The organism is Variovorax sp. LjRoot130 (genome assembly GCF_964253755.1).
Taxonomy (GTDB): domain Bacteria; phylum Pseudomonadota; class Gammaproteobacteria; order Burkholderiales; family Burkholderiaceae_C; genus Variovorax.
The window spans coordinates 1,305,449-1,319,185 of sequence record NZ_CAXURM020000001.1 but is presented as its reverse complement, the minus strand read 5'-3'; the positions used below and the strand labels follow the sequence as shown (position 1 = coordinate 1,319,185).

The following is a 13,737-nucleotide window of genomic DNA, read 5'->3' as shown; positions in this document are numbered from 1 at the left end:
CCATGGCCGCACGAAGGTGCAGCCTTCAGGTAACCTGTGATTTTAAGGCTTCGGCCCCGAAAAGGGGGCTAAATCCTCGATCGAGCGCAAGTTATCCCTCTTCTTTGGGTCTTCTTGCCTACTTCCGGCTCCAGACCGCGGCAAAGAAACCATCGGTGGCATGACGGTGCGGCCAGAGGCGCAGATAGCGCTTGCCGCCTTCGCCGCCGGCACCGAGGCCTTCGGCGCCCGCGACCTTCAGGCCACTCAGTACTTCCACGGCGTCCTGCGGCTCGAAATCCGGGTTGGCGGCGCCAAAGGCCTCGGCGATGGCCTCGTTTTCCTCCGGCAGCACGCTGCAGGTGGCGTAGACAAGGCGGCCGCCCGATTTCACGAGCCGCGCGGCGCTCTGAAGAATCGCCGTCTGCTTCGCTGTCAATTCCTCGACCGACTTCGGCGACTGCCGCCACTTGAGGTCCGGATTGCGCCGCAGCGTGCCCAGGCCCGAGCATGGCGCATCGACCAGCACCCGGTCGATCTTGCCGGCCAGGCGCTTGATGCGCTCGTCGCGCTCGTGGGCGATGGCGGCGGGATGCACGTTCGAGAGCTTGCTGCGCGCCAGGCGCGGCTTGAGCGCATCGAGCCGGTGCGCCGAGGTGTCGAAGGCGTAGAGCCGGCCGGTGTTGCGCATCGTGGCCCCGATGGCAAGCGTCTTGCCGCCTGCGCCGGCGCAGAAGTCCACCACCATTTCGCCGCGCTTGGCATCGAGCAGCAGCGCCAGCAACTGCGAGCCCTCGTCCTGCACCTCGACCGCGCCGCGCGCGAAAGCATCGAGCTTCGCGAGCGCGGGCTTGCCGTCGATGCGCAGGCCCCAGGGCGAGAACGGCGTCGCGACCGCCTTGATGGCGGCCAGCGCAAGCTCTTTCTGCACATCGGGCCGCTTGTCGGTGAGCGCATTGACCCGCAGGTCGAGCGGCGCGGGCTGCTGCAGGCTTTCCACCAACGGCCAGAATCCGTCGCCCAGCTGTGCCTTGAGTGGCGCCACCAGCCATTCGGGCAGGTTGTGGCGATGGCGCTCCAGCAGGTCGTCGGGTTTGACGGCGTCGCAGTTGTCGAGCCAGCGCTTTTCGACATCGCTGAGCGCGCTCTTCAGGAAATCGCGCGGACCGTGAAATCCGAGGATGGCCATGCGCCGTTCCTTCGGCCCGCTGCCGGAGGGCGACAGATGATCGAAGAGGAGCTTCTTGCGCAACACGGTGTAGACCGTCTCGGCCAGCGTGGCGCGCTCGCGCGGTCCGAACTCGCGGTGCTCACGGAAGAAGCGGGAAACGACCTGGTCGGCAGGGTGATCGAATTTCAGGACGAGGCCGACCAGATCGGCGCAGGCCTCGAGAAGGGCTTTGGGGTGCATGCCCCATTGTCTCAGCCGGCCGTGCGCGTCCAGACCGGCCCGAAGGCCTGACGCTCGATTTCCGCGAGGGTGGGCGAATGCCCGGCCCACAGCACCAGCGCGGCGCCGGGCAGGCTCAAGGTCTGCTCGAGCTGGCGGCACAGGTTCCAGCGCTCCTCGTCGGGCAGCCCCGGCAGTTCGACGAATACGACGTAGGCGCGGCGCCATGGGAATTCGCGCAAGTTTTTGCGTACCAGCCAGGCCCGCGAGATCGGGCTGCAACGGACCAGGTCGGCTCTCAACTCGCCGAGCTCGAACTCGCTCAGGTCATGGCGCGCGATCTGGCTGAAGAAGGGCGTACTGGTGATCTCCTCCCAGGCGCGCTGCTCGGCCGCCTCGGCCGCCTTGGCCCGCTCGCGCCACAGTTTGAGCGCAGGCTCGTCGTGCGGCCCGGCATCGGGATCCTCGAGCAGCGCGACGGCGGTCTTGGCGGCCCACCAGCGGCTCGCGGTGCTCGACGCGTGGAGCCGCTCCAGCACGGCAAGGCGCGCAGCGCGATCCTTGGGCGGGAGCGTCTGCGCCAGGCCGCGCAGCGCGCCCGGGTGGTCCGCAGTGATCTGCAACGCGCGTTCGTAGCGGCCGCGCACATCGGCGACTGCATTGATACGGCGCTCGCAATCGGCCCACTCGACCATCTCGTCGGCGTTGTTGCGTCCGGCGCTGCCGGCCAGCGCGGCGACGCGTTCCCGCACGCGTGCGAGGTAGGCGTGATGCTGCTTCCAGTCGCTCGCATGCGTGCGGCGCCATTCCCCGTCGAAGTACGCGATCCATTTCGCCTTGTCGGCCAGCAATTCGAGCGCCGACTTCGCCGACCAGACCGGCAGCGCGGCCTTCTCATCGAGCGCTTCGAGCCGGTCGCGCAGCACCGGATGGGTGTCGTCGACATCGCTCACGCGCCGCAGCGCGCTGCGCAGCGCCTCGCGCGCCAGATCGGGAGCGACGGGCGCGCAGAGCTGGGCTTCCATCGCGTAGAAGGGCCCGGCCGGCAACGGCTCCTGGGCAGCGCGCGCCCAGTGCCCGGCCCAGAAGGCATCCGCATACCAGGTGCTCTTGACGGCGATCTCGGTCAATGCCGCACCGGCCACGCCGGGCCCGAGCAGGCGGGCCGAGACACGGTCGGCTTCGTACTCGTCCTGCCGCGCCAGCGCAAAGGTCTTGGCAGCGAAGCGCGGGAAGTACCAGCGAAAAAAGGCCTGCGAGGCCAGCGCCATCACGCCCTCGTCGTTCTGCAGGCTGGCATCGAGCTTGAGCCAGGACAAGCGCGTGCGGTAGATCCAGGCGCTCAGCTTGCCGTGGTTCCCGCGCAGGTGGCCGTACTCGTGCGCCAGCACCGACAGCAGGCGCCGCTTGTCCAGCGCCATCAGGAGCGGCAATCCGACGCTCAGGTAGTTGACGGCACCCCCGAAGAGACCGAAGCGCGGCAGCTGGCGGATGCTGGCGTTGAACTCGCTGTCGAGGTAGACCTGATGGACCGGCGGGCCATCGATCTTCTGTCGGATGCGGTCGAGTGCCTCGAAAAGCGCCGGCGCATCCTCGCGCGCAAGCTGCACGCCCTCGGGCTCGTCGAAGCGCACCCACAGCGCACGCAGCGTGGCCCACAGCAGGCCCAGCGCGAAGAGCAGAAGCCAGCCGCGCGTGAAATTGAAGCGCCCCTGCCCCATCGACGCAACGACCCAGGCGATGATGCCGACCGCGAGCGCCAGGCATGCAATCACCCACAGATAGCCCAGTGCGGCGAAAGCAGCGACGCCGCGCCGGTAGCCGTTGCTGTCGTCCGCGCTGGCATGCTCGCTCAATCGGACCAGATGAACAAAATCGGCTCGATCCATCTCGACCTTTCAATCCCTTGAGGACAATGCCCAGCGTGACCGACGACGACCTTCCGCCCCTGATCGAAACACCGCCCGGCCGCTACCGGCATTACAAGGGCGGCGAATACGAAGTGCTCGGCACCGTGCGCCACAGCGAGACGCTGGAGCCGATGACGCTGTATCGAGCGCTCTACGGCGCGCGCGGGCTGTGGGTACGCCCGGCGGCGATGTTCGGCGAGACCGTGGAGATCGACGGCTTGCCACAGTTGCGTTTCGTCCAGCTCGGCTAGAGGAAGGCCAGAACGACCTTCAGCCGCAGCGCACCGCCGTCACGCGGTTGCGCGCATCGACGACGAGGTTGAGCCGGACCGCGTTGAATTCCATCGTGACCGCCTGGTTGGGCGTGAGGATGCGCACACTCTCAGCGCCGGCGCGGACGCGGGCCGCGGCCTCGAGCTGCGCCGAGGCGGGTTGGCCGATCGCGAACTTGGCGCCGTCGGCGTTGCATTGCGCTTGCGGCGCGGGCGCCGGGGTGGCAGCCACCGGTGCGGGCGCTGGCGCCGGAGCGGGCGCAGGTGCAGGAGTGGCGCAGCCGGACAACAGCGCGGCGGCAGCCAGCGCGGACAGCAACAGGTGACGGCTTCTCACAAACGATTCTCCGAGCGGGGAAAACCAGATTGTGTCATTTTGTTTCATAGAGCCAGTCCGCAATGGCCTGCGGGTAAACCCTATGTTCCTGCGCCAGCACACGGGCTGAAAGCGTCTCGGGCGTGTCGTCCGGCAGGACCGGTACCACCGCCTGCGCGAGGATCGGCCCATGGTCGAGCTCGACCGTCACCTGGTGCACCGTCACGCCTGCCACCCGGCAGCCCGCCTCGATCGCGCGGCGGTGAGTATGCAGCCCCGGAAAGGCCGGCAGCAGCGAAGGATGGATGTTGATCAGCCGCCCTTCATAGCGGGCCACGAAGCCCGGCGTGAGGATGCGCATGAATCCCGCAAGCACCACCAGCGCCGGCGCATGCGCATCGACGGCATCGGCCAACGCCGCATCGAAGGCCTCGCGAGTGGCGAAGTCCTGGTGCGGGATCACCGCGGTCGCGATGCCTTGCGCCTGCGCCAAAGCGAGACCCGGCGCCCCCGCCTTGTTGCTGATGACCGCTGCGACGCGCGCACCGAAGCGCTGCGCCCAGCGCTCACGCGCGGCGGCATGCACGATGGCCGCCATGTTGGAGCCGCTGCCGGAGATCAGGATCACGATGTTCTTCATGGGAGGCGGGATTATCTGTGCTCGTTTCCACCGATCCCATTTGTCGCGGCGCGGACACCGCGAACTAGCACGACCGTGCTAAAACCAATCGGTCCGACGGACGCGCCGCCTCCGCGGCGCTCGATCAACACAGCGAGGCAAGCATGGATTTGAGCTTCACGCCCGAAGAACAGAAGTTCCGCGAAGAGATTCGCGCCTGGGTCAAAGACAACCTTCCCCAAGACATCTCCCACAAGGTGCACAACGCACTGGAACTCACGCGCGAAGACTTGCAGCGCTGGGCCAAGATCCTCGGCAAGAAGGGCTGGCTGGGCTACGGCTGGCCGACCGAATTCGGCGGCCCCGGCTGGAGCGCGATCCAGAAGCACCTGTTCGAGGAAGAAACCGCGCTGGCCGGCGCGCCGCGCATCGTCCCCTTCGGTCCGGTCATGGTGGCACCGGTGATCCAGGCCTTCGGCAATGCCGAGCAGCAGAAGCGCTTCCTGCCCGGCATCGCGAGCGGCGAGGTCTGGTGGAGCCAGGGCTACAGCGAACCCGGCTCGGGTTCGGACCTCGCTTCGGTGAAGACCAAGGCCGAACGAAAGGGTGACAAGTACATCGTCAATGGCCAGAAGACCTGGACCACGCTCGGCCAGTACGGCGAATGGATCTTCTGCCTGGTGCGCACCAGCAACGAGGGCAAGCCGCAGACCGGCATCAGCTTCCTCCTCATCGACATGAAGTCACCCGGCGTCACGGTGCGACCGATCAAGCTGCTCGACGGCAGCCATGAGGTCAACGAAGTCTGGTTCGACAACGTCGAAGTGCCGGCCGAGAACCTGATCGGCGAAGAAAACAAGGGCTGGACCTACGCCAAGCATCTGCTCTCGCACGAACGCACCAACATCGCCGATGCGAACCGCGCCAAGCGCGAGCTGGAGCGCCTGAAGCGCATTGCCAAACGCGAGGGCGTTTGGGAAGACCAGCGCTTCCGCGACGAGATCGCCAAGCTCGAGGTCGACGTGATCGCTTTGGAGATGCTGGTGCTGCGCGTGCTCTCGGCCGCCACCTCGGGCAAGAACTCGCTCGACATCGCGGGCCTGCTCAAGATCAAGGGCAGCGAGATCCAGCAGCGCTATTCCGAACTCATGATGCTGGCGGCGGGCCCCTTCGCGCTACCGCTGATCCGCGAAGCCATGGCAGCCGGCTGGCAAGGCGACTTCCCCGGCGGCCACGCCGAAGTGGCGCCGCTCGCGACGACCTACTTCAACATGCGCAAGACCACCATCTACGGCGGCAGCAACGAGGTGCAACGCAACATCGTCGCCCAGACCGTTCTGGGCTGAACGCAGGCATCAAGGATCAAGACAATGGACTTCAATTTCAGCGATGACCAGCAACAGCTTCGCGACGCCGTCGCCAAGTGGGTCGAAAAAGGCTACGGCTTCGAGCGCCGCCGCGGCATCGAGGCCGCCGGCGGCTTCTCGCGCGAAGCCTGGGACGAGCTGGCCGAACTGGGCCTGGGCGGTCTCTACATTCCCGAAGACGAGGGCGGCCTCGGCATGGGGCCGGTCGAAGGCATGGTCGTGATGGAGGAGCTGGGCCGCGGCATCGTGCTGGAGCCGCTCGCCCAGTCCTTCATCGCCGGTGCCGTGCTCGCAGCGCATGCCGACGAGGACACCAAGGACAGCTGGCTGCCGCGCATCGCAGGCGGACAGGCCCTGGTCGTGCTCGCACACCAGGAACGCAAGGCGCGCTATCGGCTCGACGTCTGCGAGGCCAGCGCGGTCAAGGACGGCGATGGCTATCGCCTGAACGGCAGCAAGAGCGTGGTGCCGGCCGGCGACGAGGCCGATGCCTTCATCGTCCCCGCGCAGTTGGACGGCAGGATCGCGCTCTTTCTCGTCCCGCGTTCCGAAGACGGCGTGGCCGCACGCGGCTACGGCACGCAGGACGGCAGCCGCGCCGCCGAAGTCGTGTTCGACAAGGCCGCCGCTACCCTCATCACGAAGGATGGCCTGCCCGCACTCGAACACGCGGTCGACATCGGCATCGCCGCGGCCTGCGCCGAAGCCGTGGGCGTAATGGACAAGACGCTCGCCCTCACGGTCGAGTACATGAACACGCGCAAGCAATTCGGCGTGGCGATCGCGAGCTTCCAGGCCCTGCGCCACCGCGTGGCCGACATGAAGATGCAGCTCGAACTCGCGCGCTCCATGAGCTACTACGCAACCCTGAAACTCAATGCCCCGGCCGCCGAGCGCCGCCAGGGCGCCGCGCGCGCCAAGTACCAGCTGGGCGTGTCGATGCGCTTCATCAGCCAGCAGTCGGTGCAACTGCACGGCGGCATCGGCGTGACCGACGAGTACATCGGGAGCCACTACTTCAGGAAGCTGACGCAGCTGGAGATGAGCTTCGGCGATGCGCTGCACCACCTGGGCGAGGTATCGTCGCGCATGCAGGACACAGCCGGCGTCTTCGCCTGACACACGGAACTGCTATCTTTTTCCGATAGCACCACGCCCGCCAGCCCTGCGCTCGCGGGCGCTTTTTTGTATTGGAGCCTGCCCATGCACACTCGCCGTCATCTGATCGCCCTCTGCCTCGCCACGACCATGCTCGCCGCCTGCAACACCGCGCCTCTTTCCAGCGAGCGGCCGCCGATCGTGTTCATGCACGGCAACGGCGACTCCGCCGCACTGTGGCAGACGACGCTGTGGCGCTTCGAATCGAACGGCTGGCCGCGCGAACGGCTCTTCACGGTCGACCAGCCCTTTCCGCTGGCGCGCGACGACGATGCGGTGGCGCAGCCGGGGCGCAGTTCGACCGCCGAGTCGATGGCCTTCCTGAAAGCGGAGGTCGAGCGCGTGCTGAAGACCACGGGCGCCAGCAAGGTCGTCCTGATCGGCAACTCGCGCGGCGGCAACACGATCCGCAACTACGTGCAGAACGGCGGTGGCGACCAGGTCGTGAGCCACGTGGTACTGGGCGGCAACCCGGCGCACGGCATCTGGGCCGTCAAGGGGCTGCGCGAGGGCAACGAGTTCTCCGGCCTGAGCCCCTTCATGCAGCGGCTCAACGCACCGAAGAACGGGGCCGGCGACGAGGTCACGCCGGGCGTGAAGTGGCTGACCGTGCGCTCCGACAACAACGACAAGTACGCACAGCCCGACGGCGTGTGGATCGGCGCCAAGGGCACGCCCACGAACATCGGCTTCGACGGTCCGGCGCTCAAAGGCGCGACCAACGTGGCGCTGCCGCGCGTCGACCATCGCGAAACTTCGTTCTCGCCGGCCGCCTTCGATGCGGGCTGGCGCTTCCTGACCGGCGAGGCCCCGCGCACGCTCCAGCCGGTGGCCGAATCGACGATCACGCTGTCGGGCAAGGTCACGGGCCTGGGGCTCGATCCGCTCCATCCCGCGAGCGGCACCTTCGTCAACAACCTGCCGCTCGCCGGCGCCCGGCTCGCGGTCTTCGCGGTCGATACCGCGACCGGCGCACGCCGCGGCGCAGCCGCGTGGGAGCAGACCATCGCGCAGGACGGCCGCTGGGGCCCCTTCAACGCGCAATCGGCCACGGCCTACGAATTCGTACTGAGCGCGCCGGGCTATGCCACCACGCACATCTACCGCAGTCCCTTCCCGCGTTCGAGCGCCGTGGTGCAGTTGCGGCCCGAGCGCATCGCCGAAGCCGATCGCGACGCCAAGGCGCTGGTCGTCTTCACGCGGCCGCGCGGCTATTTCGATGCCCAGCGCGACGCCATGCGCTTCGACGGCCAAGCCACGCTGCCCGGGGTGCCGCCGCAGGGCGCGGGCGTGTCGAGCTCGAAGCTCAAGCTTTCAAGTGATGCGCTGCGCAGCGTCGTGGCCGAGTTCAATGGCGAACGCGTGGCCGGCCAGAACTGGCCGGCGGCACAGGGCGATGTCAGCGTGCTCGAGCTGACCTACTAGCGGATCGAGATCGGCCCGGCGCTAGCCGTGCAGCCGCGAGCTGTGCGGCAAGTGCGCCATCAGGAACTCCATCTGGTCGGCCAGGATGCGGCGGTTGCGCAGGATGAAGTCTTCCCACAGGCTGGGCACGTAAGGCGCGTAGAGCAGCGGCATGTTGGCCTGCTCGGGCGTGCGGCTGCTCTTGCGGTGGTTGCAGGGCTTGCAGGCCGTGACCACGTTCATCCAGGTGTCGATGCCGCTCTGCGCGAACGGGATGATGTGCTCGCGCGTGAGTTCTTCCTCGTGGAAGTGGCCGCCGCAATAGGCGCAGACGTTGCGGTCGCGTGCGAACAGCTTGCTGTTGGTGAGGCCGGGGCGCTGCGTGAAGGGGTTGATGCGCGGCACGCCCTTGGTGCCGATGATGCTGTTGACCGCGATCTGCGACTGCTCGCCCGTGATCGCGTTGTGGCCCCCGCGGAACAGCGCGACCTGCGCGCCGACTTCCCAGCGCACTTCGTCCGCCGCGTAGTGGATCACCGCCTGTTCGAGCGAAATCCACGATTGGGGCAGCCCTTGGGCCGACAACTTCAAGACCTTCACCACACGCCTCCTCGACAAAAGAAGAACCACGGAAAGACCAGGCCATCACGCCTGCCGGAGGGCTTGCGGATGACGCACTGCGTCACAATATACCGGCTTTGTGACAAAAAGCCCCGAATGGGCCCATTCGGCGGGCGCAAAGCGCTATCAAAAAGATATCAACCGATGCAGGTTTTCCGGGGTTTCAGGCATCCGGGTGTGGCTCCGGCCTGCGCCCTGACCATTGGCAATTTCGACGGCGTGCACCGTGGCCACCAGGCCATGCTGGGGCTGCTCAACACCGAGGCGCGCCTGCGCGGGCTGCCCAGCTGCGTGCTGACCTTCGAGCCGCATCCGCGCGACTACTTCGCCGCCGTCAACAAGCGCCCCGAACTGGCGCCGGCGCGCATCGGCACGCTGCGCGACAAGCTCAGCGAGCTGGCAGCCAGCGGCGTGGCACAGACCATCGTGCTGCCTTTCGACGCCCGCCTCGCCTCGCAGACCCCCGACGAATTCATCCAGCACGTGCTGATCGAGGGCCTGGGCGTGCGCTACGTGCTGGTCGGCGACGACTTCCGTTTCGGCGCCAAGCGCGCCGGCGACTACGCGATGCTCGACCAGGCCGGCGACCGGCATGGCTTCGACGTGGCGCGGATGATGAGCTACGAAGTGCACGGCCTGCGCGTCTCGAGTTCTGCCGTGCGCGAGGCGCTGGCCGAAGGCCGGATGAGTGACGTGCAGGCCCTGCTCGGCCGGCCCTATGCGATCTCCGGCCATGTGGTGCACGGCCGCAAGCTCGGCCGCGCGCTGGGCGCCTCGGAGCCCGGCCGCGACGACGGCTTCCGCACCCTCAACCTGCGCTTCAAGCACTGGAAGCCGGCCGCCAGCGGCATCTTCGCGGTGCTGGTGCACGGTCTCGGCGATGCACCACTGCATGGCGTCGCCAACCTCGGCGTGCGTCCCTCGCTCGACGCCAACGATGTCAACGCCGGCCGGGTGCTCTTGGAGACCCATTGCCTCGATTGGCCGGCCCACCTCGGCGCGGAAGGGGCCTACGGTAAAATCGTGCGCGTGGAACTGCTGCACAAATTGCACGACGAATTGCGCTACACCAGCCTCGAGGCGCTCACGGCGGGCATCGCGAAGGATGGCCGCGACGCACGTGCGTTCTTTGCTTCCACCCACGCCGAAACCCATCGCCAGACCACGCGCGACCGAATTTAGCCCTGCACGCACCGTGCTGCCGCCCTTCGACAAGCTCAGGGCGAACGGCTTTTTATTCGCGCCGACGCCTAACCGTTCGGGCTGAGCCTGTCGAAGCCCTGTTTCGAACTCCATCATGTCTGACGTTGCACCCTCCATCGACTACCGCGCCACGCTGAACCTGCCCGACACCCCCTTCCCGATGCGCGGCGACCTGCCCAAGCGCGAACCGGGCTGGGTGAAAGAGTGGAACGACGAAGGCCGCTACCACCGCCTGCGCGACGCGCGCCACGGCGCGCCCAAGTTCATCCTGCACGACGGCCCGCCGTACGCCAACGGCCAGATCCACATGGGCCACGCCGTCAACAAGATCCTGAAGGACATGATCACCAAGGCGCGCCAGCTCGAGGGCTACGACGCGCTCTACGTGCCCGGCTGGGACTGCCACGGCCTGCCGATCGAGAACGCGATCGAAAAGAAGTACGGCCGCAACCTGAGCCGCGACGAGATGCAGGCCAAGAGCCGCGCCTACGCGACCGAGCAGATCGCGCAGCAGATGGGCGACTTCCAGCGCCTGGGCGTGCTGGGCGAATGGGACCATCCCTACAAGACCATGGACTTCGCCAACGAGGCCGGCGAGCTGCGCGCCTTCAAGCGCGTGATCGAGCGCGGCTTCGTCTACCGCGGGCTCAAGCCGGTCTATTGGTGCTTCGACTGCGGCTCTTCGCTGGCCGAGTTCGAGATCGAATACGCCGACAAGAAGAGCCAGACGCTCGACGTCGCCTTCAAGGCGCACGAGCCGGCCAGGCTCGCAGCCGCCTTCGGCCTGCCGGCGCTCGCCAAGGACGCCTTCGTCGTCATCTGGACCACCACTGCCTGGACCATCCCCGCCAACCAGGCCCTCAACCTGAACCCCGAGCTCGACTACGCGCTGGTCGATACCGAGCGCGGCCTGCTGGTGCTGGCCGCTTCGCTGGTCGAGATGTGCATGAACCGCTATGCGCTCGACGGCAAGGTGCTGGCCACCGCCAAGGGCGAGAAGCTCGGCGGCCTCGAGTTCGAGCATCCGCTCTACGACGTCGATGCCGGCTACCGCCGCCTGTCGCCGGTCTACCTGGCCGACTACGCGACGGCCGACGACGGCACCGGCATCGTCCACTCCTCGCCGGCCTACGGCGTGGACGACTTCAACTCCTGCATCGCGCACGGCGTCGCCTACGACGACATCCTGAACCCGGTGCAGGGCAACGGCAGCTACGCGCCCGACTTCCCGCTCTTCGGCGGCCAGAACATCTGGAAGGCCGTGCCGCACATCATCCAGACGCTGCGCGATGCCAACCGCCTGCTCACGACCGAGACCATCACCCACAGCTACCCGCACTGCTGGCGCCACAAGACGCCAGTGATCTACCGCGCGGCGGCCCAGTGGTTCGTCCGCATGGACGAAGGCGAAGGCGTGTTCACCAAGGACAAGGCGCCCAAGACCCTGCGCCAGATGGCACTGGATGCGATCGAAGAGACCAGCTTCTATCCGGAGAACGGCAAGGCCCGCCTGCACGACATGATCGCCAACCGGCCCGACTGGTGCATCAGCCGCCAGCGCAGCTGGGGCGTGCCGATCCCCTTCTTCCTGCACAAGGACTCGGGCGAGCTGCATCCGCGCACGATGGAGATCCTCGATCAGGCGGCCGACATCGTCGAGAAAGGCGGCATCGAGGCCTGGAGCCGCGTGACGGTCGAAGAGATCCTTGGCGCCGCCGACGCGCCCCACTACACCAAGAGCACCGACATCCTCGAGGTCTGGTTCGACTCGGGTTCGACCTTCTTCCACGTGCTGCGCGGCACGCACCCGAACGTCCACCACCAGACCGGCCCGGAAGCCGACCTCTACCTCGAAGGCCACGACCAGCACCGCGGCTGGTTCCATTCGTCGCTCTTGATCGCCTGCGCACTCGAAGGTCGCGCGCCCTACAAGGGCCTGCTGACGCACGGCTTCACCATCGACAGCCAGGGCCGCAAGATGAGCAAGTCGCTCGGCAACGGCCTCGACCCGCAGGAAGTCAACAAGAAGCTCGGCGCCGAGATCATCCGGCTCTGGGTCGCGGCCAGCGACTATTCGGGCGACATCGCGGGCGACGACAAGATCCTTGCGCGCGTGGTCGACGCCTACCGGCGCATCCGCAACACGCTGCGCTTCCTGCTCGCCAACACCAGCGACTTCGACATCGCGAAGGACGCGGTGCCGCGGGGCGAGCTGCTCGAGATCGACCGCTATGCCTTGAGCCGCGCCGCGCAGTTCCAGGCCGAGGTGCTCGCGCACTACAAGGTCTACGAGTTCCACCCGGTGGTGGCCAAGCTGCAGGTGTATTGCTCGGAAGACCTTGGCGCCTTCTACCTCGACATCCTGAAGGACCGCCTCTACACCACCGCGCCCGGCTCGCACGCGCGGCGCAGCGCGCAGACGGCGCTGTGGCACATCACGCAGGCGATGCTGCGCTGGATGGCGCCCTTCCTGAGCTTCACTGCCGAAGAGGCGTGGAAGTTCGTCGGCAACGGCGAGTCGATCTTCACCCAGGTCTTCAGCGACCTGGGCACGCCCGACGAGGCGCTGCTCGCCAAGTGGAGCCGCATCCGCGAGATCCGCGACAGCGTCAACAAGGAAATCGAAACCGTGCGCGCGGCCGGCCAGGTCGGCTCCTCGCTGCAGGCCAACGTGAAGCTCGTCGCGCCGGCCGAGGACCACGCGCTGCTGGCCTCGCTCGGCGACGACCTCAAGTTCGTCTTCATCACCTCCGCCGTCGAGCTGGCGGCCGGCGACAACCTGTCGGCGCAGGTGACGGCGAGTTCGGCCACCAAATGCGAACGCTGCTGGCACTGGCGCGATGACGTCGGGCACGACCCAGCGCATCCGGCCATCTGCGGCCGCTGCACCAGCAACCTCTACGGTGCCGGCGAAGCCAGGAGCATCGCCTGATGGCCACCCGCTCCCTCGCCGCGCCGCGCACCGGCATCTGGCCCTGGCTCGGCTTGGCCCTGGTGATCCTGATCCTCGACCAGTTCACCAAGACGCTGATCCTCGGCTACTACAAGCTCGGCGATGCCACCTACATCACGAGCTTCTTCAACATCGTGCGCGCCCACAACACCGGCGCCGCCTTCTCCTTCCTCGCGGATGCGGCAGGCTGGCAGCGCTGGTTCTTCACGGCCGTCGGCGTGGCTGCGGCCATCTTCATCGTCTGGATGCTCAAGTCGCATGCCGGGCAGAAACTGTTCTCCTTCGCCATGGCCGCGATCCTCGGCGGTGCGATCGGCAACGTGATCGACCGCCTGATGCACGGCTACGTGGTCGACTTCCTCGACTTCCATCTCGCGGGCCGGCATTTCCCGGCCTTCAACGTGGCGGACAGCGCGATCACCATCGGGGCGATCTGTTTGATCCTCGACGAACTGCGGCGCGTCCGGCGCGGGCGCTGAACCACCTTTCCTGAGTCGCCAAGGGTTTGCCCTTGGCCACCCGTTGTCATGACGGGGTCACACTGC

At 67.1% G+C, this 13,737-nt stretch carries 12 protein-coding genes; 7 read left to right on the top strand and 5 right to left on the bottom strand.

Translation table 11 applies throughout. The features are described from left to right. Positions 1-118: 118 nt before the first annotated feature. Positions 119-1,390 (bottom strand): RsmB/NOP family class I SAM-dependent RNA methyltransferase, encoded by a 1,272-nt coding sequence (locus ACSQ86_RS06610; protein WP_093108934.1) that lies wholly within the window; start codon positions 1,388-1,390, stop codon positions 119-121. An 11-nt stretch (positions 1,391-1,401) separates the two neighbouring features. Then, positions 1,402-3,258, bottom strand: a complete 1,857-nt coding sequence (locus tag ACSQ86_RS06605; RefSeq protein ID WP_436303069.1) for a M48 family metalloprotease — start codon at positions 3,256-3,258, stop codon at positions 1,402-1,404. 35 nt (positions 3,259-3,293) lie between these two features. Here ACSQ86_RS06605 and ACSQ86_RS06600 point away from each other — a divergent pair, with 35 nt between their 5' ends. Beyond that, positions 3,294-3,530, top strand: a complete 237-nt coding sequence (locus tag ACSQ86_RS06600) for a DUF1653 domain-containing protein (protein ID WP_436303068.1) — start codon at positions 3,294-3,296, stop codon at positions 3,528-3,530. A 19-nt stretch (positions 3,531-3,549) separates the two neighbouring features. On the opposite strand, the gene ACSQ86_RS06595 is transcribed toward ACSQ86_RS06600, so the two are convergent. Both ACSQ86_RS06595 and purN read right to left on the bottom strand, forming a co-directional pair. Further along, a complete protein-coding gene (locus ACSQ86_RS06595; RefSeq protein WP_436303067.1) occupies positions 3,550-3,888 on the bottom strand; it encodes an I78 family peptidase inhibitor in 339 nt (112 codons plus the stop codon). Between the two features lie 34 nt (positions 3,889-3,922). Further along, complete coding sequence (gene purN / locus ACSQ86_RS06590) at positions 3,923-4,507, bottom strand: phosphoribosylglycinamide formyltransferase (protein WP_436308633.1); 585 nt, start codon at positions 4,505-4,507, stop codon at positions 3,923-3,925. Positions 4,508-4,650: 143 nt separating this feature from the next. Between purN and ACSQ86_RS06585 the strand changes: the two genes are divergently transcribed. From ACSQ86_RS06585 to ACSQ86_RS06575, 3 genes are all read left to right on the top strand, one after another. Continuing rightward, entirely contained in the window at positions 4,651-5,832 is a 1,182-nt protein-coding gene (locus tag ACSQ86_RS06585; protein ID WP_093108938.1) for an acyl-CoA dehydrogenase family protein, read from the top strand. Positions 5,833-5,856: 24 nt separating this feature from the next. Continuing rightward, positions 5,857-6,972 (top strand): acyl-CoA dehydrogenase family protein, encoded by a 1,116-nt coding sequence (locus tag ACSQ86_RS06580; RefSeq protein WP_436303065.1) that lies wholly within the window; start codon positions 5,857-5,859, stop codon positions 6,970-6,972. An 84-nt stretch (positions 6,973-7,056) separates the two neighbouring features. Beyond that, positions 7,057-8,436, top strand: coding sequence for an alpha/beta fold hydrolase (locus ACSQ86_RS06575; protein WP_436303064.1), 1,380 nt, complete (start codon positions 7,057-7,059; stop codon positions 8,434-8,436). 21 nt (positions 8,437-8,457) lie between these two features. Here the strand turns inward: ACSQ86_RS06575 and ACSQ86_RS06570 are convergent, their stop codons facing one another. Next, positions 8,458-9,015 carry an HNH endonuclease gene (locus tag ACSQ86_RS06570; protein WP_436303063.1) on the bottom strand — a complete coding sequence of 186 codons (558 nt, stop codon included), beginning with the start codon at positions 9,013-9,015 and terminating at the stop codon, positions 8,458-8,460. 165 nt (positions 9,016-9,180) lie between these two features. Here ACSQ86_RS06570 and ACSQ86_RS06565 point away from each other — a divergent pair, with 165 nt between their 5' ends. From ACSQ86_RS06565 to lspA, 3 genes are all read left to right on the top strand, one after another. Then, on the top strand, positions 9,181-10,218 hold the full coding sequence (locus tag ACSQ86_RS06565) for a bifunctional riboflavin kinase/FAD synthetase (RefSeq protein WP_436303062.1): 1,038 nt from the start codon (positions 9,181-9,183) through the stop codon (positions 10,216-10,218). Between the two features lie 115 nt (positions 10,219-10,333). Continuing rightward, positions 10,334-13,171, top strand: coding sequence for an isoleucine--tRNA ligase (gene ileS, locus ACSQ86_RS06560; protein WP_436303060.1), 2,838 nt, complete (start codon positions 10,334-10,336; stop codon positions 13,169-13,171). Beyond that, a complete protein-coding gene (lspA, locus tag ACSQ86_RS06555) occupies positions 13,171-13,671 on the top strand; it encodes a signal peptidase II (protein WP_170855667.1) in 501 nt (166 codons plus the stop codon). The genes ileS and lspA overlap by 1 nt, the downstream gene beginning before the upstream one ends. The last annotated feature ends 66 nt before the right edge of the window (positions 13,672-13,737 follow it).

Bases quoted from the DNA above. Each gene is read 5' to 3' on its own strand.
- ACSQ86_RS06610 (WP_093108934.1), bottom strand. From the start codon at position 1,390: ATGCACCCCAAAGCCCTTCTCGAGGCCTGCGCCGATCTGGTCGGCCTC.
- ACSQ86_RS06605 (WP_436303069.1), bottom strand. From the start codon at position 3,258: ATGGATCGAGCCGATTTTGTTCATCTGGTCCGATTGAGCGAGCATGCC.
- purN (WP_436308633.1), bottom strand. From the start codon at position 4,507: ATGAAGAACATCGTGATCCTGATCTCCGGCAGCGGCTCCAACATGGCG.
- ACSQ86_RS06585 (WP_093108938.1), top strand. From the start codon at position 4,651: ATGGATTTGAGCTTCACGCCCGAAGAACAGAAGTTCCGCGAAGAGATT.
- ACSQ86_RS06580 (WP_436303065.1), top strand. From the start codon at position 5,857: ATGGACTTCAATTTCAGCGATGACCAGCAACAGCTTCGCGACGCCGTC.
- ACSQ86_RS06575 (WP_436303064.1), top strand. From the start codon at position 7,057: ATGCACACTCGCCGTCATCTGATCGCCCTCTGCCTCGCCACGACCATG.
- ACSQ86_RS06565 (WP_436303062.1), top strand. From the start codon at position 9,181: ATGCAGGTTTTCCGGGGTTTCAGGCATCCGGGTGTGGCTCCGGCCTGC.
- ileS (WP_436303060.1), top strand. From the start codon at position 10,334: ATGTCTGACGTTGCACCCTCCATCGACTACCGCGCCACGCTGAACCTG.
- lspA (WP_170855667.1), top strand. From the start codon at position 13,171: ATGGCCACCCGCTCCCTCGCCGCGCCGCGCACCGGCATCTGGCCCTGG.